The organism is Streptomyces sp. NPDC048436, assembly GCF_043200355.1.
Classification (GTDB): domain Bacteria; phylum Actinomycetota; class Actinomycetes; order Streptomycetales; family Streptomycetaceae; genus Streptomyces.
In genome coordinates this window covers 225,805-243,919 of the sequence record NZ_JBICXP010000012.1, presented here as the reverse complement: position 1 = coordinate 243,919, position 18,115 = coordinate 225,805, and the positions used below count along the sequence as shown (strand labels likewise).

Below are 18,115 nucleotides of genomic sequence, written 5' to 3'. Positions count from 1 at the left end.
ACGCCCGGTTACATTCCGAACCCGGAAGCTAAGCCTCACAGCGCCGATGGTACTGCAGGGGGGACCCTGTGGGAGAGTAGGACGCCGCCGAACTAATATTGAAAGAGCTGGTCCCTGAACTTCGGTTCAGGGACCAGCTCTTTTTTGTTTTGCGTAACTTGCTGTTCACGTTCCGCGGCCAACATCCGGAGACATGGGGACAGTTGGCATGTTGCGAGCCGCAGGTATCGGCACCGGTGACGAGGTCATCGTGCCGGCCTTCGGGAATGTAGAGATCGCCGAGGCCGTGGTCCTGGCCGGGGCGGTGCCCGTCTTCGCGGACATAGAGCAGTCGACGTACTGCCTGGATCCTGCCGCGGTGGCCGCCTCCGTGAACTCCCGTACCGCTGCGGTCGTCGTGGTGCACCGCTTCGGGCACCCCGCGGACGTCAGGCGGCTCAGGGACGTTGGGCAGCGGCACGGAGTTCTCGTACTGGAACAGGGCGAGTTGGACGCCCCGTTCGACGAGCTCGCGCAGCGGCGTGCGCACGCCGCGTACCTGAGCGGGCGGCTGAGCGGTGTGGTGACCCCGGACGGAGCCGAGGGGCACGGCTACCAGCAGTACGTCGTGCGCGTGCCCGGCAACGGGCGGCCGGACCGGGACGCTTTCGCGCGGTCCGTGCGGGCCAAGGGAATTGACTGCCGGGTGCCGGTGAAGACGCCCGTGCATCGCACGCCGAAGTTCTGGCGGGACGTCTGTCTGCCCGAGACCGAGCGGGCCGCGGACGAGACACTGGCCCTTCCGGTCGACGCGTCGATGTCGCGGCGCGATCTGCAGCGCCTGGTGTCCGCCTGCAACGCGCTCGGCGGGCTTCTCCAGCCGGCCTTCTAGGAACAGCGGGCAGGGCGGCCGGTTCAAGGCGGCTTCGATCTCGGGTATTATCTATTCCGTTGCCGCGTGGGAAACCGCGACCGCGCAACAGGCCCCTATAGCTCAGTCGGTAGAGCGTCTCCATGGTAAGGAGAAGGTCAGCGGTTCGATTCCGCTTGGGGGCTCAGAGAGTAAGTCAGGAAAGTCCCCGCCCAGTTGGGCGGGGACTTTTTTTGTGTCTCAGTCCTTCTGGAGGCCGGGGACCCGCATCGCGAGGATCGCCATGTCGTCCGACGGGGCATCCGTCGCGAAGCGTTCCACCGCGCGCATGATGCGAGCCGCGACCGCGCCCGCCGTGAGACCCGTGCAGGCCGTCAGGACGTCCGCCAGGCCGTCGTCGCCGAGCATGCGGGTGCCCTCGCGGCGCTCGGTGACGCCGTCCGTCACGCAGAGCAGGACGTCGCCCGGGTCGAGCGTCATCGTCTGTTCGTAGAGCTCCAGATCCTCCATCACGCCGAGCAGCGGCTGCGGTTCCGCGTACGGCTCCACCGTGCCGTCCTGGCGCAGACGGAGCGGGAGCGGATGCCCGGCGCAGACGATCTTCAGGACCGCCGAGCCGTCCTCCTGGGGCCAGAGCTCCCCGTACAGCAGGGTAAGGAAGCGGCTGCGGGCTCCCTCGTCGAGGATCGCGGCGTTCAGGCGCTCCAGGACCGCGGGGCCGCCGAAGCCCTCGCGGGCGAGGAGGCGCAGGGCGTGCCGGGCCAGGCCGGTGACGGCGGCGGCCTCCGGGCCCGTGCCGCAGACGTCGCCGATCGCGAAGCCGTACGCACCGTCGCGGATGGGGAAGAGATCGTAGAAGTCACCGCCGACTTCGTTGCCCTCGCCGGCCGCGCGGTAGATGACCTCGACCTCGACACCCGGGATCTGCGGGAGCTCCGGGGGGAGCAGGCTGCGCTGGAGGGACTGGCTGATGGCCATGCGCTCCGAGTACAGGCGGGCGTTGTCGAGGGCGAGGGCCGCTCGGCGGGAGAGATCTTCGGCCAATTCCAGGATCTCTTGACGGAAGTGTTCGTCCGAAGGCTTACCCAGCGTGAGCATGCCGATGACGCGGTTGCGGGCGACCAGGGGCAGGACGACCGTCTCGCCGCCCACAGCCGACGCCGTAGAAAGCGTCGTGCCGATGCCGGAGGCCAGGCTCAGTGGTTCGCCGAGGCCGAGGCTGCGCATGGAGGTGCGCAGGGCGGCCTGGTGGGCCGCTTCCGAGGGGGCGGCCCAGACGCGGGCTCCCGGGGTCGGCACGGGGTCGGGAGGGGCGATCTTGGAGAGGAGCACCTTCAGGCCGTCGATGCGCTCCTCGTCCTCATGGAGAACGTACGACAGATAGGGCTCGGACGACTGGTCGGCGATCGTGTAGACGGCGCACCAGGTGGCGAGCGTCGGGACCGTCATCTGGGCCATGAGGGCCAGGGTCTGGTCGCGGTCGAGCGTGCCGGCGAGGAGGTCGGACGCCTCGACGAGGAAGCTGAGGGAGCCGCGGCGGAGCTTCTCGAGTTCGCCGAGGCGGGCCGACTCGACGGCGAGGGCGATGCGGTCGGCGGCGAACTGGAGGCGCAGGGCCTCTTCGTTCGAGTACCGGTCGGGGGCTTCGGCGGCCACTCCCAGGGAGCCGGTGAGGCGCCCCTCGACCTTCAGCGGGACCGTGACGACGGAGCGCATGCCGGTGCCGCTGAGCAGAGGGACGGCGCCGGGGACGACCGTGAGGTCCTCGTGGACGGCCGGCATGCGGGCGGAGCCGTAGCGTCCGGGGCCCGCCTCCACGGGGACGCGGGCGAAGCGCTGGCGGGCGGACGGCAGCCCTGTGGAGGCGCGTACCTCGAGTTCCGTCTCGTCGTCCGTGGCGAGGAGCAGGAAGGCGGCGTCGCCGTCGAGCATGTCGCGGGCGCGCTCGACCGTGCGCTGGAGGAGACCGTCGAGGTCGTCCGGCGCGGGTGAGCCGATGAAGACCTCGAAGGGGTCGGCGGTGTGCGATTCGTTGAGCGTCCCGGGCTCGGGGGAGGGGCCGCGCAGCGGGGTCTGCAGGACGGCGCGCTCGTCGTCGCGGACGAGCAGGCAGACCGTGGATGGTTCGCCGTCGGTGTCGCGGACGCGCAGGTGGGAGGCGTAGACGGGGGTCACGCGGCCGTCCGAGCCGCGGATGCCGTAACTGCCCTCCCAGCGGGAGAGCTTGAGCGCTTCCACGATGCCCGTGCTGGTGCCCGGGGTGTGCGGCCAGGCGGCGAAGTCGGTGAGCGGTTTGCCGGTGACCTGTTCGGCGGCGTACCCGAAGAGCTCTTCCGCGTCTTCGTTCCAGGCGGAGATGGCGCCCACGCGGTCGATCTGTACGACGGCGACGCGGACTCTGCCGTCGGTGATCGGGAGCAGTTCGGCGGGGAGCGCGGGGCCCGCGGCGCGGGTGCCCACCGAACGGTCGGGGAGGTCGAGTTGGAACCAGACCTGCTTGTTGGTGGGGGTGTAGTCGACGCCCCAGCGGGTGGCGAGCGCCGCGCACAGCTGGAGGCCGCGGCCGCCCTCGCGGTCGGGGCTGCCCATGCTCGCCGCGGACTGCTGGAGAGGGATCTCACGTTCGGGGTAGTGGTCGGAGACCTCGATGCGTACGGCGTCCTCGCTGCGCAGGCAGAGGACGTCCGCCGCGGTTCCCGCGTGCACCACGGCGTTGGTGACGAGCTCGCTGGTGAGGACGACCGCGTCGTCGACGATGTCGGTGAACCCCCAGCCCTGGAGGGTGTCGCGGACAAAGGAGCGCGCCGTCGCGACGGAACGTCCGACGGGGTCGAAGGTCGCAGCCGCGCGCGCGGTGATCACAGAACTCCTCGTACGAGTATCGACGCCCAGATCTCCCACCATGGTGCGGCCGCCCCTCCGATGCCCGCTTGTACGTGTGCCACCGCCCAGGCCGGGCAGGACCGGGGTGGTTGGACAGCCGGATGCCAGGTTACTTACCTTCGCCGTCCATGCTGATGCCGGTCGTCAGTGTTTCCGCCCGGAGGGTGTGCGGACGGTGTGCGAAGCTGCCGAACTGTTATGGCCTGGTTCAGCCATGGTGAAACACTGGGCAAGCTTCTTGGAGAGAGCCCAGGTAACCCGAGCAGTACGGTCGACCCTTGCGGGAGGGACACAGTGGAGTCTGGCGCAGCGACGCGGGGCACTAAAACGCGTGCGAAAGACGGACAGTCCCTGAGTAAACAGCGCAAACCGCGCCATGGGACGACGACGTCAGTGGACGCGGCAGCCCTGAACAGGTTGCTCGCGGCGCTGGTGGCCATGCGGGACGGTAACTTCCGCAAGCGGCTCACGGTCTCGGGCGATGACGTGATGTCCGAGATCGCGGCCGTCTTCAATGAGGTGGCCGACCGGAATCTGCATCTGACCGGTGAGATCGCCCGGGTCCGGCGCATGGTCGGGCGTGAGGGAAAGCTCACGGAACGGCTGGAAACCGGCGCCAGTGAGGGCTCGTGGTCCGCCGCGATCGACGCGTCGAACGCGCTCGTCGACGATCTCGTACGCCCTGTCTCCGAGGTCGGGCGGGTGCTGTCCGCGGTCGCCGATGGTGACCTGGAGCAGCGGATGGAGCTGCGGGCGCAGGCGGACGAGGGGAACGGTCATCCGCTGCGCGGGGAGTTCCTGAAGGTCGGCCGGACGGTCAACAACCTGGTCGATCAGCTCTCGACGTTCACCGACGAGGTCACGCGGGTGGCCAGTGAGGTGGGCACCGAGGGCAAGCTGGGCGGCCAGGCGCGGGTGCGTGGAATGTCGGGTTCGTGGAAGGATCTCACGGATTCGGTGAACACCATGGCGTACCGGCTGACCGCGCAGGTGCGTGACATTGCTCTCGTTACTACGGCGGTCGCCAAGGGTGACTTGTCCCGGAAGGTGACCGTCCACGTCGCCGGCGAGATGCTGGAGCTGAAGAACACCGTCAACACGATGGTGGACCAGCTCTCGTCGTTCTCATCCGAGGTGACGCGTGTCGCGCGTGAGGTCGGCACGGAGGGCGAGCTCGGCGGCCAGGCGCAGGTGCCGGGTGTGGCGGGAGTGTGGAAGGACCTCACCGATTCGGTGAATCTCATGGCCGGCAATCTCACCGCACAGGTGCGTGGGATCGCCCAGGTCACCACGGCTGTCGCGAACGGCGATCTGTCCCAGAAGGTGACGGTCAGCGCACGCGGCGAGGTCGCTCAACTCGCCGAGACGATCAACCAGATGACGGAGACGCTGCGTACGTTCGCGGACGAGGTCACCCGCGTCGCGAACGAGGTCGGTGCCGAGGGGCAGCTGGGCGGTCAGGCGAATGTGCCGGGCGCCGCGGGGACGTGGAAGGACCTCACCGACTCGGTGAACACGGTCTTCCGGAACCTCACCACACAGGTGCGGGACATCGCGACGGTGACGACGGCGGTCGCCAACGGTGATCTGTCGCAGAAGGTCACCGTCGACGTCGCGGGCGAGATGCTCGAGCTGAAGAACACCGTCAACACGATGGTGGACCAGCTCTCCGCCTTCGGCGCCGAAGTGACGCGTGTGGCGCGGGAGATCGGTGTCGAGGGTGAGCTGGGCGGCCAGGCGCAGGTGCAGGGCGCGGCAGGCACGTGGAAGGACCTGACGGACTCGGTCAACACCGCCTTCCGCAACCTGACGGGTCAGGTCCGCAACATCGCGCAGGTGACGACGGCCGTCGCCAACGGTGATCTGTCGCAGAAGGTCACCGTCGACGTCTCCGGCGAGATGCTTCAGTTGAAGAACACCGTCAACACGATGGTGGACCAGCTGTCGTCCTTCGCCGACCAGGTCACGCGGATGGCGCGCGACGTGGGCACCGAAGGCCGCCTCGGCGGCCAGGCCCGCGTGGACGGTGTCAGCGGAACCTGGAAGGAACTCACCGACTCCGTCAACTTCATGGCGGGGAACCTGACGTCGCAGGTACGCCAGATCGCCCAGGTCACCACGGCGGTCGCCCGCGGCGACCTCTCCCAGAAGATCGACGTGGACGCGCGCGGCGAGATCCTGGAGCTGAAGAACACCATCAACACGATGGTCGACCAGCTCTCCGCCTTCGCCGACCAGGTGACCCGGGTGGCCCGCGAGGTGGGCACGGAGGGCCGCCTCGGCGGGCAGGCACAGGTGCCCGGCGTCGCCGGTGTGTGGCGCGATCTGACCGACTCCGTGAACGGCATGGCCGGCAACCTCACCGCTCAGGTCCGCAACATCGCGCAGGTCGCGACCGCGGTGGCGCGAGGTGACCTGTCGCAGAAGATCGACGTGGACGCGCGCGGCGAGATCCTGGAGCTGAAGAACACCCTCAACACCATGGTGGACCAGCTGTCCGCCTTCGCCGAGCAGGTGACGCGGGTGGCCCGCGAGGTGGGCACGGACGGCATCCTGGGCGGCCAGGCCGAGGTGCAGGGTGTCTCCGGCACCTGGAAGGACCTCACGCAGTCCGTGAACGGCATGGCGAACAACCTGACCCTTCAGGTCCGCAACATCGCCGAGGTCACCACGGCCGTCGCCATGGGCGACCTCTCCAAGAAGATCACCGTCGACGCGAAGGGCGAGATCCTCGAACTCGTCACCACCGTGAACACGATGGTCGACCAGCTCTCCAACTTCGCCGAGCAGGTCAACCGCGTGGCCCGCGAGGTGGGCACCGAGGGCAACCTGGGCGGCCAGGCGCGGGTCCCGGGCGTCACCGGCACCTGGAAGGACCTCAGCGACAACGTCAACCTGATGGCGAACAACCTGACCGCGCAGGTGCGGGGGATCTCCCAGGTCGCGGCGGCGGTCGCCAACGGAGACCTCACCAAGAAGGTCACGGTCGAGGCGCGCGGCGAGGTCGCGCAGCTCGCCGACACCGTCAACACCATGGTGAAGACGCTGAGTTCGTTCGCGGACGAGGTGACCCGGGTGGCCCGCGAGGTGGGCACGGACGGCATCCTCGGCGGTCAGGCCCGGGTGCCCGGAGTGTCGGGCACGTGGAAGGACCTGACGGAGTCCGTGAACGGCATGGCCTCCAATCTCACCGGACAGGTCCGCAACATCGCGATGGTCACCACCGCGATCGCCAAGGGTGACCTGACCAAGAAGATCGACATCGACGCCCGGGGCGAGATCCTGGAGCTGAAGACCACCATCAACACGATGGTCGACCAGCTGTCGTCCTTCGCCGAGCAGGTCACGCGGGTGGCCCGCGAGGTGGGCACGGAAGGCCAGTTGGGCGGTCAGGCGCGGGTGCGGGACGTCGACGGCACCTGGCGCGACCTCACCGAATCCGTGAACGAGATGGCCGGGAACCTGACCCGTCAGGTGCGCGCCATCGCCGAGGTCGCCACCGCGGTGACGCGCGGCGACCTGAACCTGAAGATCGACGTGGACGCGGCGGGCGAGATCCAGGTTCTCCAGGACAACATCAACTCGATGATCGCCAACCTCCGCGACACCACCCTGGCCAACAAGGAACAGGACTGGCTCAAGGGCAACCTCGCCCGCATCTCCGGTCTGATGCAGGGCCGCCGTGACCTGGCGGACGTCGCCTCGCTGATCATGAGCGAGCTGACGCCGGTGGTCTCCGCGCAGCACGGCGCCTTCTTCCTGGCGCTGCCCACGGACGACGGCACCGAGCCCGGAGCCGAGCAGCAAGACGCGTACGAACTGCGCATGATGGGCAGTTACGGCTACTCCATGGGCTCCATGCCGACGTCCTTCCGGCCCGGCGAGACGCTGATCGGCACGGCGGCCCAGGAGCGGCGCACGATCCTCGTGGAGAACGCGCCGTCCGGCTATCTGCGGATCGCCTCCGGCCTCGGCGAGGCGCCGCCCGCCCAGGTGATCGTCCTTCCGGTGCTCTTCGAAGGGACCGTCCTCGGTGTGATCGAGCTGGCCGCGTTCCAGGCGTTCACGCAGATCCAGAAGGACTTCCTCAGCCAGATCGCCGAGATGATCGCGACGAGCGTCAACACCATCAGCGTCAACACCAAGACCGAGGTGCTGCTCAAGCAGTCGCAGGAGCTCACCGAGCAACTGCGGGAGCGGTCGGCGGAGTTGGAGAGCCGGCAGAAGGCGCTGCAGGACTCCAACGCCGAGCTGGAGGAGAAGGCCGAGCTGCTCGCCCAGCAGAACCGCGACATCGAGGTCAAGAACACCGAGATCGAAGAGGCACGGCAGGTGCTCGAAGAGCGCGCCGAGCAGCTCGCGGTCTCGATGCGGTACAAGTCCGAGTTCCTGGCGAACATGTCCCACGAACTGCGTACGCCGCTCAACTCCCTGCTGATCCTGGCCAAGTTGCTCGCGGACAACGCCGACGCGAACCTCACTCCCAAGCAGGTGGAGTTCGCCGAGACGATCCACGGGGCGGGCTCGGACCTGCTGCAGCTCATCAACGACATCCTCGACCTGTCGAAGGTCGAGGCGGGCAAGATGGATGTCTCCCCGACGCGCATCGCACTCGTCCAACTCGTGGACTACGTAGAGGCCACTTTCCGGCCCCTGACCGCGGAGAAGGGACTCGACTTCTCCGTACGCGTGTCCCCGGAGCTGCCCGCGACGCTGCACACGGACGAACAGCGCCTCCTCCAGGTGCTGCGCAACCTCCTGTCCAACGCGGTGAAGTTCACCGACTCCGGAGCGGTCGAGCTGGTGATCCGGCACGCCAACGCCGATGTACCCAACGCCATCCGCGAGCAGCTCCTGGAGGCGGGGTCGCTGCGGGACGCGGACGCGGACCTGATCGCCTTCTCGGTGAGCGACACCGGCATCGGCATCGCGGGCAGCAAGATGCGGGTCATCTTCGAGGCGTTCAAGCAGGCCGACGGAACGACGAGCAGGAAGTACGGCGGTACGGGCCTCGGGCTCTCCATCAGCCGGGAGATCGCACGGCTCCTCGGCGGCGAGATCCACGCGGCGAGCGAGCCGGGCCGCGGTTCGACGTTCACGCTCTATTTGCCGCTGCACCCCAGCGAACTGCCGCCCCAGGGCTACGCGCAGCTCGGTCCGCTGCCGGGGACGTCACCGCGGCCCGCTCTGGAGGAGGCTCCCTCCACGGCCGAGCAGCCGCCGCAGAGGGACGAGGCGCCGACGCCGCGGCTCGACGCGATGCCCGACTCCGGCACGCTCTTCCGGCGCCGCCGACGTGCCGCGCACGCCTCATCGGAGCAGCCGCCGGTCCTGCCGGGGCAGGGGCCCACCGCGGAGCAGCGGTCCCAGGAACAGTGGGCGGCGGCAGGGCAGGAGACGGCCGAGGCGCGTCCCGGCTTCCAGTTCGGCGGTGAGAAGGTCCTCATCGTCGACGACGACATCCGCAATGTGTTCGCGCTCACCAGCGTCCTGGAGCAGCACGGGCTTTCGGTGCTGTACGCGGAGAACGGCCGCGAAGGCATCGAAGTCCTCGAACAGCACGACGATGTGACGGTCGTCCTGATGGACATCATGATGCCGGAGATGGACGGGTACGCGACGACGACGGCGATCCGCAGGATGCCGCAGTTCGCCGGGCTCCCGATCATCGCGCTCACCGCGAAGGCCATGAAGGGTGATCGGGAGAAGGCCATCGACTCCGGCGCTTCCGATTACGTTACGAAGCCGGTCGACCCCGATCATCTGCTGTCGGTGATGGAGCAGTGGATGCGCGGGGAGTGACCGAGAAGCGGCGTCATTACGCGGAGTTGCTGACAGAGTGTGGCCGAAGCCGTGTAGAACCACGGTATTCGGGGAACCTTCTGGTCTCCCACCGCGTTTCTGCTACGTGCACAGTGACATCGCGGTGACAGGGTGTGGCGACAGGCGGGGTGCGGCTACCATGACCGGCACAAGGACGGACGGCGTAAGGGAGTCGTCCCCTGGGGCGGCGCCCGGTGTACCGCCGGGGCGAGGAGGGCGGGCCATGGTGCAGAAGGCCAAGATCCTCCTGGTCGATGACCGGCCGGAGAATCTGCTGGCGCTGGAGGCCATCCTCTCTGCGCTCGATCAGACCCTGGTGCGGGCATCGTCCGGGGAGGAAGCGCTCAAAGCACTACTCACGGACGACTTCGCGGTCATTCTGCTGGACGTCCAGATGCCAGGCATGGACGGTTTCGAAACCGCCGCGCACATCAAGCGGCGGGAGCGGACCCGGGACATCCCGATCATCTTCCTCACCGCCATCAACCACGGCCCGCACCACACGTTCCGTGGGTATGCGGCAGGTGCGGTGGACTACATCTCCAAGCCGTTCGATCCGTGGGTGCTGCGCGCGAAGGTCTCGGTTTTCGTCGAGCTGTACATGAAGAACTGCCAACTGCGGGAGCAGGCAGCGCTGCTGCGGCTCCAGCTCGAAGGCGGCGGCAAGTCGGCGGCGGGCGAAGCCAAGGAGCCCGCGGGGCTCCTCGCCGAGCTCTCCGCGCGCCTGGCGGCCGTCGAGGAGCAGGCGGAGGCGCTGTCGAAACAGCTGGACGACGAATCGGCGGACGCCGCCGCGGTCGCCACCGCCGCCCATCTCGAACGCAAACTCACCGGCTTGCGGCGGGCTCTTGACGCCTTGGAGCCGGGCACCGGCAGCGGTGCGGCTTCGGTGTCCTCGCAGAGCTGAGCCTGCGCGGGAGGCCGGGTGAAGCCGGTCCGGAGGCGGTGAACACCCGTCAGTTCACCGCCTCGCAAGGGCGACACACGGGTGAAGGCGGGGGTCCCCCCTGTTCGAGCGAAGTCGAGAACTCGGGGGAGGCACACGTGTCGGCAGTGGCCTCCACCGGTAACCTCGGTCCCATGGCCTCACGTCCGTCCGCAGCCAAGAAGACGCCCGCGAAGAAGGCGGCCGCGCCCACAAAGGCTCCGGCGAAGAAGGCCGCCGCCAAGAAGCCGCCGCCCAAGAAGGCTCCGGCCAAGAAGGCGCCCGCCAGGAAAGCCGCGGCGAAGAAGCCCGCGCCCAAGCCGGCGCCCAGTCCCACGGGCGGCGTCTACCGCCTCGCGCGCGCCCTCTGGCTCGGTCTCGCACACAGCGTGGGCGCACTGTTCCGCGGCATAGGGCGGGGCGCCAAGGGACTCGACCCGGCGCACCGCAAGGACGGCCTCGCGCTGCTGCTGCTCGGCATCGCGCTGATCGTCGCCGCGGGCACGTGGTCGAATCTGCGCGGGCCTGTGGGCGACCTCGTCGAGATGCTCGTGACCGGGGCGTTCGGCCGCCTCGATCTGCTGCTTCCGATACTGCTCGCGGTCATCGGCGTACGCCTCATCCGGCACCCCGAGAAGCCCGACGCGAACGGCCGCATCGTGATCGGCCTGTCCGCGCTCGTCATCGGCGTGCTCGGCCAGGTCCACATCGCCTGCGGGTCGCCGGCCCGCGCCGACGGCATGCAGGCCATAAGGGACGCGGGCGGCCTCATCGGCTGGGCCGTTTCCACGCCGCTGATCTTCACCATGGGCGAGGTCCTGGCCGTACCGCTCCTGGTCCTCCTCACCGTCTTCGGGCTGCTCGTCGTCACGGCGACGCCCGTCAACGCCATCCCGCAGCGGCTGCGGCTGCTCGGCACCAAGCTGGGCATCGTCCAGCCGGAGCCCGAAGCGGCCGGGAGTGACTTCTCCGACGATGACGAGCGGTACGACGAGCAGTGGCGCGAGGCCCTGCCTGCCCGCTCGCGCAGGCGCGCCGACGCCGATGAGTACGCGCCGGACCAGGCCGAGGAGGCCGCTCTCACCAGGCGGCGCAGGCCCCGCAGGGCGGCCACGCAGCCCGGTCTCGACCGGCCGATGGACGCGGTGGACGTGGCGGCCGCCGCTGCCGCCGCACTGGACGGAGCCGTCCTGCACGGCATGCCGCCCTCGCCGCTGGTCGCCGACCTCACGCAGGGGGTCTCCGGGGAGCGCGATGAGCAGCGGCCCGCGGAGAAGTCCGCCCCGGTGCCGACCGCGCGCGCCACGGACAGCCCGCCGCCCGGTGTGCTCCGCAAGACGACGGGGAAGGCCGCCGCCTCCGCCGACTCCGGCGTACCCGACCTGACGAAGTCCGCCCCGGACAAGCCGCGGGACCTTCCGCCGCGGGCCGAGCAGTTGCAGCTGGCCGGCGACATCACGTACTCGCTGCCCGCGCTCGACCTGCTGGAGCGCGGCGGCCCCGGCAAGACCCGCAGCGCCGCGAACGACGCGGTCGTGGCCTCGCTCAGCAACGTCTTCAGCGAGTTCAAGGTCGACGCGGACGTCACCGGCTTCACGCGCGGTCCGACGGTCACGCGGTACGAGATCGAGCTCGGCCCCGCCGTGAAGGTCGAGAAGATCACGGCTCTGGCCAAGAACATCGCGTACGCGGTCGCCAGTCCGGACGTCCGGATCATCAGCCCCATCCCCGGCAAGTCCGCGGTCGGCATCGAGATCCCGAACACCGACCGCGAGATGGTCAACGTGGGCGACGTGCTGCGTCTTGCGGACGCGGCCGAGGACGACCACCCGATGCTGGTCGCGCTCGGCAAGGACGTCGAGGGCGGTTACGTCATGGCCAACATGGCGAAGATGCCGCACATCCTGGTAGCCGGAGCCACCGGTTCCGGTAAGTCCTCGTGCATCAACTGTCTGATCACCTCGATCATGATGCGGGCGACCCCCGAGGACGTACGGATGGTCCTCGTCGACCCCAAGCGCGTCGAGCTCACCGCGTACGAGGGCATCCCGCACCTGATCACGCCGATCATCACCAACCCGAAGCGGGCCGCCGAGGCGCTCCAGTGGGTCGTACGCGAGATGGATCTGCGCTACGACGACCTCGCCGCGTTCGGCTACCGGCACATCGACGACTTCAACCAGGCCGTCCGCGAGGGCAAGCTCAAGACGCCCGAGGGCAGCGAGCGGGAGCTCAGCCCGTATCCGTACCTACTGGTGATCGTCGACGAGCTCGCCGACCTGATGATGGTCGCGCCGCGTGACGTCGAGGACTCGATCGTGCGCATCACGCAGCTCGCGCGCGCGGCGGGCATCCACCTGGTGCTCGCCACGCAGCGGCCTTCCGTGGACGTCGTCACCGGCCTGATCAAGGCGAACGTCCCCTCGAGGCTCGCCTTCGCCACCTCCTCGCTCGCCGACAGCCGCGTCATCCTGGACCAGCCGGGCGCCGAGAAGCTGATCGGCAAGGGCGACGGACTCTTCCTGCCGATGGGCGCGAACAAGCCCACCCGCATGCAGGGCGCCTTCGTCACCGAGGACGAGATCCACGCGGTCGTCCAGCACTGCAAGGACCAGATGGCGCCCGTCTTCCGGGAAGACGTCACCGTGGCCACCAAGCAGAAGAAGGAGATCGACGAGGACATCGGCGACGACCTCGATCTGCTCTGCCAGGCCGCTGAGCTGGTGGTTTCCACCCAGTTCGGATCCACGTCGATGCTCCAGCGCAAGCTGCGCGTCGGCTTCGCGAAGGCCGGACGGCTCATGGACCTCATGGAATCGCGCGGCATCGTGGGCCCCAGCGAGGGCTCCAAGGCTCGTGACGTTCTTGTGAAACCCGATGAGCTGGATGGCGTGCTCGCCGTGATCCGCGGGGAGGCTCACCCATAAGGGTGCGGCAGGCAACCGTTTCCCTTCGGCATACGTCAAGTTGAGGGAAGGGACGACACCATGGTCCACGATCAGGATGTTCGGCCATTCCGATGGCGTACAAACTCCGTCGCCCAGTTGCCCCACCTTTTCCGAACCCCCCTAGACTGAACATCCGGCAGGTGGCTACACGCTCGAAAGGCGCCCCCGTGTCCATCGGCAACTCCCCTGAAGACGACAGCCCTTCAGACGACCGACTCACTGACGAACGGCGCCTCGACGAGCGCCCGGCAGCTGACACGCCGGCAGCTGAGATTCCAGCGGATGACCGGCCCTCGATCGGGCGTGCCCTGCAGCAGGCACGCATCGACGCGGATCTGACCGTCGATGAGATCAGCACGTCCACCCGGGTGCGCATTCCGATCGTGCACGCGATCGAACAGGATGACTTCTCCCGGTGCGGCGGCGATGTCTACGCCCGCGGCCACATCCGGACGCTGGCACGCGCCGTGGGGCTCGATCCCGCCCTCCTGCTGGCCCAGTACGACGAGGCGCACGGCGGTCGGCCGCCCGCGCCCACCCCCGCGGCGCCCCTCTTCGAGGCCGAGCGGATCAGGTCCGACGTACGCAGGCCCAACTGGACCGCGGCGATGGTCGCCGCGATCGTCGCCGTCATCGGCTTCGTCGGCTTCACCGCGTTCAGCGGCGGCGACGACGAGGACGGGACGAAGCCGCAGGTCGCGGAAGGCGCCACGCCCGCCACCAGCAAGCCCGCCACGAAGCCGACGCCCAGCAAGCCCACCGACCCGAAGCCGGACCCCTCGGACAGCGCCATCGCGGGCGCCCCCAAGGACAAGGTCACGGTCAAGGTCAGCGCGCCGGACGGCCGCAGCTGGATCTCCGCGAAGGACCACAACGGCCGGACGCTCTTCGACGGAGTCCTCGAGGAAGGCAAGTCGAAGACCTTCCAGGACCAGCAGCAGATCGACCTCGTCCTCGGCGACGCGGGCGCGATCCAGCTGTTCGTGAACGGCAAGTCGGTCGAGAACAAGTTCGAGCCGGGCCAGGTCGAGCGACTTTCGTACACGAAGGGCGACCCCGAGGTCGGATAGCCCGGCGCGGACGGGCCCCGGACCCGCGCGGACCGGCGCGGAGAGGGTCGCAACCCGTGCGGCGTGGGGCCCGGACCCTCGCGGCGGGGGCCCGGGCAGGGACAAAGTAGTCTTGAGACCATGCCCGAACGCCGCACCGTCGCCCTTGTCACTCTTGGCTGCGCCCGCAACGAGGTGGACTCGGAGGAGCTCGCAGGCCGCTTGGAGGCGGACGGCTGGCAACTCGTCGAGGCCGCCGAAGACGCGGACGTCGCCGTAGTCAACACCTGTGGATTCGTCGAAGCCGCCAAGAAGGACTCCGTCGACGCCCTCCTGGAAGCCAATGACCTCAAGGGTCACGGCAAGACCCAGGCCGTCGTGGCCGTCGGCTGCATGGCCGAGCGGTACGGCAAGGAGCTTGCCGACGCCCTCCCCGAAGCCGATGGTGTCCTCGGCTTCGACGACTACTCCGACATCTCCAGCCGCCTGCAGACCATCCTCGGCGGTGGCAGCGTCGAGGCTCACACCCCGCGTGACCGGCGCAAGCTGCTGCCGATCAGCCCCGCCGAGCGCCAGGACGCGGGCTCCGGCGTCGCACTGCCCGGGCACGCGCCCGTGGACCTGCCGGACGGCCTCGCGCCCGCCTCTGGGCCGCGCGCCCCGCTGCGCCGGCGTCTGGGCAGCAACCCCGTCGCCTCGGTGAAGCTGGCGTCCGGCTGCGACCGGCGCTGCTCGTTCTGCGCCATCCCCTCCTTCCGCGGGTCCTTCATCTCGCGGCGCCCCTCGGACGTCCTCGGCGAGACGCGCTGGCTTGCCGAGCAGGGCGTCAAGGAGGTCATGCTCGTCTCCGAGAACAACACCTCGTACGGCAAGGACCTGGGTGACATCCGTCTCCTGGAGACGCTGCTTCCCGAGCTTGCCGCCGTCGACGGGATCGAGCGGGTGCGGGTCAGCTACCTGCAGCCCGCCGAGATGCGCCCCGGACTCATCGACGTACTCACCTCGACGGAGAAGGTCGCCCCCTACTTCGACCTGTCCTTCCAGCACTCCGCTCCCAGTGTGCTGCGGGCGATGCGGCGCTTCGGGGACACCGACCGCTTCCTTGAGCTCCTGGACACCATCCGGACCAAGGCACCGCAGGCCGGTGTGCGGTCGAACTTCATCGTGGGCTTCCCCGGCGAGACCGATGCCGACGTGGCCGAGCTCGAGCGGTTCCTCACGGGTGCGCGGCTGGACGCCATCGGCGTCTTCGGGTACTCCGACGAGGAGGGCACGGAAGCGGCGACGTACGACAAGAAGCTGGACCAGGATGTCGTCGACGAGCGGCTCGCGCGCATCTCGCGGCTCGCCGAGGAACTGACCTCGCAGCGCGCCGACGAGCGCCTCGGTGAGACGGTCGAGGTGCTGGTGGAGGCCGTGGACGAGGAGGACGGCGCGATTGGCCGGGCGGCGCACCAGGCGCCCGAGACGGACGGCCAGATCCGCTTCACGGGCGCCACGGGTGGCGCTACGGGTGGGGACGAGCTGCAGGTCGGTCGTATGGTCGTGGCAAAGGTGGTCGGCACGGAAGGCGTGGACCTGTTGGCTGAGTACAGCGAAATTCTGGGGCTTCCGCCCCGGATCCCGGCCGAGGAGGCGCGCAGATGACCGGAGTCCCGGCATCCGCGGCGGGCGGCTCCGGCGCGCAGGGCGCCAAGCCGGTGCGCGGCGGAAAGTTGGGCGCTGCGGCCGTCAATCAGGCCAGCGTGTGGAACGTCGCCAACTTGCTGACGGTGATCCGGCTGCTGCTCGTGCCCGGCTTCGTGATGCTGCTGCTCGCCGAGGGCGGGTACGACCCGGCCTGGCGTGCGTGGGCCTGGGCGGCGTTCGCCGTCGCCATGATCACCGACCTGTTCGACGGGCACCTGGCACGCACGTACAACCTGGTCACGGACTTCGGGAAGATCGCCGACCCGATCGCCGACAAGGCGATCATGGGCGCCGCGCTGGTCTGCCTGTCCTACCTCGGCGATCTGCCCTGGTGGGTGACCGGCGTGATCCTCGGGCGTGAGCTCGGGATCACCTTGCTGCGGTTCTGGGTGATCCGCTTCGGAGTCATTCCGGCCAGTCGCGGCGGCAAGATGAAGACGCTCTGGCAGGGCGTGGCGGCTGGGATGTACGTTCTCGCGCTGACCGGGCCGCTCGCCACGCTGCGGTTCTGGGTGATGGCGGTCGCCGTCCTGCTGACCGTGCTGACGGGGCTCGACTACGTCCGGCAGGCCGTGCTGCTGCGGCGGCAGGGTCTCGCGGAGGCGCGTGCGGCGTCTGCCGCCTCGGCGGCGTCCGCGGCTGCCGCCTCCGCCTCCGCCTCTGGTGAAGGGTCACGGGAGTCGGCGCCGTGACGTCCGCGAGCCTGGCCGTGGAGGTGCTGCGGCTGCTCGAGGCGCGGGGGGAGACCCTCGCCGTGGCCGAGTCGCTGACCGGAGGGCTTGTGGCCGCTGAGGTGACTGCGGTGCCCGGGGCCTCGCGGGTCTTCCGGGGGTCGGTGACGGCGTACGCGACCGAGCTGAAGCACGAGGTGCTCGGGGTCGACGGCACTCTGCTGGCCGAGCGGGGCGCCGTGGACCCTGATGTGGCGCTGCAGATGGCGGCAGGTGTGCGTGCGGTCCTCGGTGCCGACTGGGGGATCGCGACCACGGGGGTCGCGGGGCCGGACCCACAGGACGGCCAGGCAGTCGGGACCGTGTTCGTGGCCGTGGACGGGCCGTATGGTTCGGGTTTCGGTTCGACTTTCGGTTCGGGCTTCGCCGTCGGTGGGCCGGAATCCGGGATTTCCGGTCCGGGATCCGCGGGCGGCGAGGGGGTTTCCGCTCTTCGCTCTGAGGGGAAAGTGGCCGCGCTGCGGTTGAACGGTGAGCGTTCGGACATCCGTATGGAGAGTGTACGGAGCGTGCTCAAGCTGCTGCTCGAGCGGCTTTCCGGCGAACATGCCGGGAATGGGCGGGCACAGGATACGGAACAGAACGGGGGGTTTTGATGTTTGCAGCCCTGAGTGAACACGACATCGCTCCCCGCACGGCCGCCGCGCGAGGCGGTACGGTGGGGCGTGAAGGATGCGGCTACGCGGTCCGAGGAGGGAGCCACCGATGATTCTGCTCCGTCGCCTGTTGGGTGACGTGCTGCGTCGGCAGCGCCAGCGCCAGGGCCGTACTCTGCGCGAAGTCTCCTCGTCCGCCCGAGTCTCGCTCGGCTATCTTTCCGAGGTGGAGCGGGGGCAGAAGGAGGCATCCTCCGAGCTGCTTTCCGCGATCTGCGACGCGCTTGACGTACGGATGTCCGAGCTCATGCGTGAGGTGAGCGACGAGCTTTCCCTCGCTGAACTGGCTGCGTCGGCAGCGGCTACGGAACCGGTGCGCGCGCCGGTTCGCCCGATGCTCAATTCCGTCTCGGTGAGCGGTGTGCCGCCGGAACGGGTGACGATCAAGGCGCCAGCGGAGGCGGTGGATGTCGTCGCCGCGTGACGCTGTGACGGATACAGGTTTTCTCGAAGCCCCGGCCGGGTTCCACCGGCCGGGGCTTTCGGCTGTCCGGGCAGGTCGGGCTGTTTGATGTGCGGGGTTCCGGGTTGGATTCGCGGGGTTCACGGTGCTTGGCCGGT

The 18,115-nt window shown here is 69.0% G+C and carries 10 protein-coding genes, 1 tRNA gene and 1 rRNA gene; 11 read left to right on the top strand and 1 reads right to left on the bottom strand.

Going from position 1 to position 18,115, the window contains the following annotated elements; genetic code table 11:
• From rrf to ACGFX9_RS32460, 3 genes are all read left to right on the top strand, one after another.
• Window positions 1–93 (top strand): 5S ribosomal RNA (gene rrf / locus ACGFX9_RS32470); the annotation flags it as partial.
• A 115-nt stretch (window positions 94–208) separates the two neighbouring features.
• Window positions 209–871 carry a DegT/DnrJ/EryC1/StrS family aminotransferase gene (locus tag ACGFX9_RS32465; protein ID WP_393481298.1) on the top strand — a complete coding sequence of 221 codons (663 nt, stop codon included), beginning with the start codon at window positions 209–211 and terminating at the stop codon, window positions 869–871.
• A gap of 91 nt (window positions 872–962) precedes the next feature.
• Window positions 963–1,035, top strand: a tRNA-Thr gene (locus ACGFX9_RS32460).
• Window positions 1,036–1,090: 55 nt separating this feature from the next.
• On the opposite strand, the gene ACGFX9_RS32455 is transcribed toward ACGFX9_RS32460, so the two are convergent.
• Complete coding sequence (locus tag ACGFX9_RS32455; RefSeq protein ID WP_393481290.1) at window positions 1,091–3,754, bottom strand: SpoIIE family protein phosphatase; 2,664 nt, start codon at window positions 3,752–3,754, stop codon at window positions 1,091–1,093.
• 273 nt (window positions 3,755–4,027) lie between these two features.
• Between ACGFX9_RS32455 and ACGFX9_RS32450 the strand changes: the two genes are divergently transcribed.
• From ACGFX9_RS32450 to ACGFX9_RS32415, 8 genes are all read left to right on the top strand, one after another.
• Entirely contained in the window at window positions 4,028–9,535 is a 5,508-nt protein-coding gene (locus ACGFX9_RS32450; RefSeq protein ID WP_393481284.1) for a HAMP domain-containing protein, read from the top strand.
• Window positions 9,536–9,779: 244 nt separating this feature from the next.
• The gene (locus ACGFX9_RS32445) at window positions 9,780–10,463 is read left to right on the top strand and encodes a two-component system response regulator (RefSeq protein ID WP_393481278.1); all 684 of its coding nucleotides are present in this window, start codon (window positions 9,780–9,782) and stop codon (window positions 10,461–10,463) included.
• A 173-nt stretch (window positions 10,464–10,636) separates the two neighbouring features.
• Window positions 10,637–13,408, top strand: a complete 2,772-nt coding sequence (locus ACGFX9_RS32440; RefSeq protein WP_393481271.1) for a DNA translocase FtsK — start codon at window positions 10,637–10,639, stop codon at window positions 13,406–13,408.
• A gap of 188 nt (window positions 13,409–13,596) precedes the next feature.
• Entirely contained in the window at window positions 13,597–14,499 is a 903-nt protein-coding gene (locus tag ACGFX9_RS32435) for a helix-turn-helix domain-containing protein (protein ID WP_393481264.1), read from the top strand.
• Between the two features lie 120 nt (window positions 14,500–14,619).
• Window positions 14,620–16,125, top strand: coding sequence for a 30S ribosomal protein S12 methylthiotransferase RimO (gene rimO, locus ACGFX9_RS32430; protein ID WP_393481261.1), 1,506 nt, complete (start codon window positions 14,620–14,622; stop codon window positions 16,123–16,125).
• Window positions 16,122–16,859: a CDP-diacylglycerol--glycerol-3-phosphate 3-phosphatidyltransferase gene (pgsA, locus tag ACGFX9_RS32425; RefSeq protein WP_393481254.1), complete on the top strand. Its 738-nt coding sequence runs from the start codon at window positions 16,122–16,124 to the stop codon at window positions 16,857–16,859. Before rimO ends, pgsA begins: the two co-directional genes overlap by 4 nt.
• Window positions 16,856–17,494, top strand: a complete 639-nt coding sequence (locus tag ACGFX9_RS32420; RefSeq protein ID WP_393481250.1) for a CinA family protein — start codon at window positions 16,856–16,858, stop codon at window positions 17,492–17,494. The genes pgsA and ACGFX9_RS32420 overlap by 4 nt, the downstream gene beginning before the upstream one ends.
• Before the next feature lie 109 nt (window positions 17,495–17,603).
• Window positions 17,604–17,978: a helix-turn-helix domain-containing protein gene (locus tag ACGFX9_RS32415; RefSeq protein WP_160507571.1), complete on the top strand. Its 375-nt coding sequence runs from the start codon at window positions 17,604–17,606 to the stop codon at window positions 17,976–17,978.
• Window positions 17,979–18,115 lie beyond the last annotated feature (137 nt).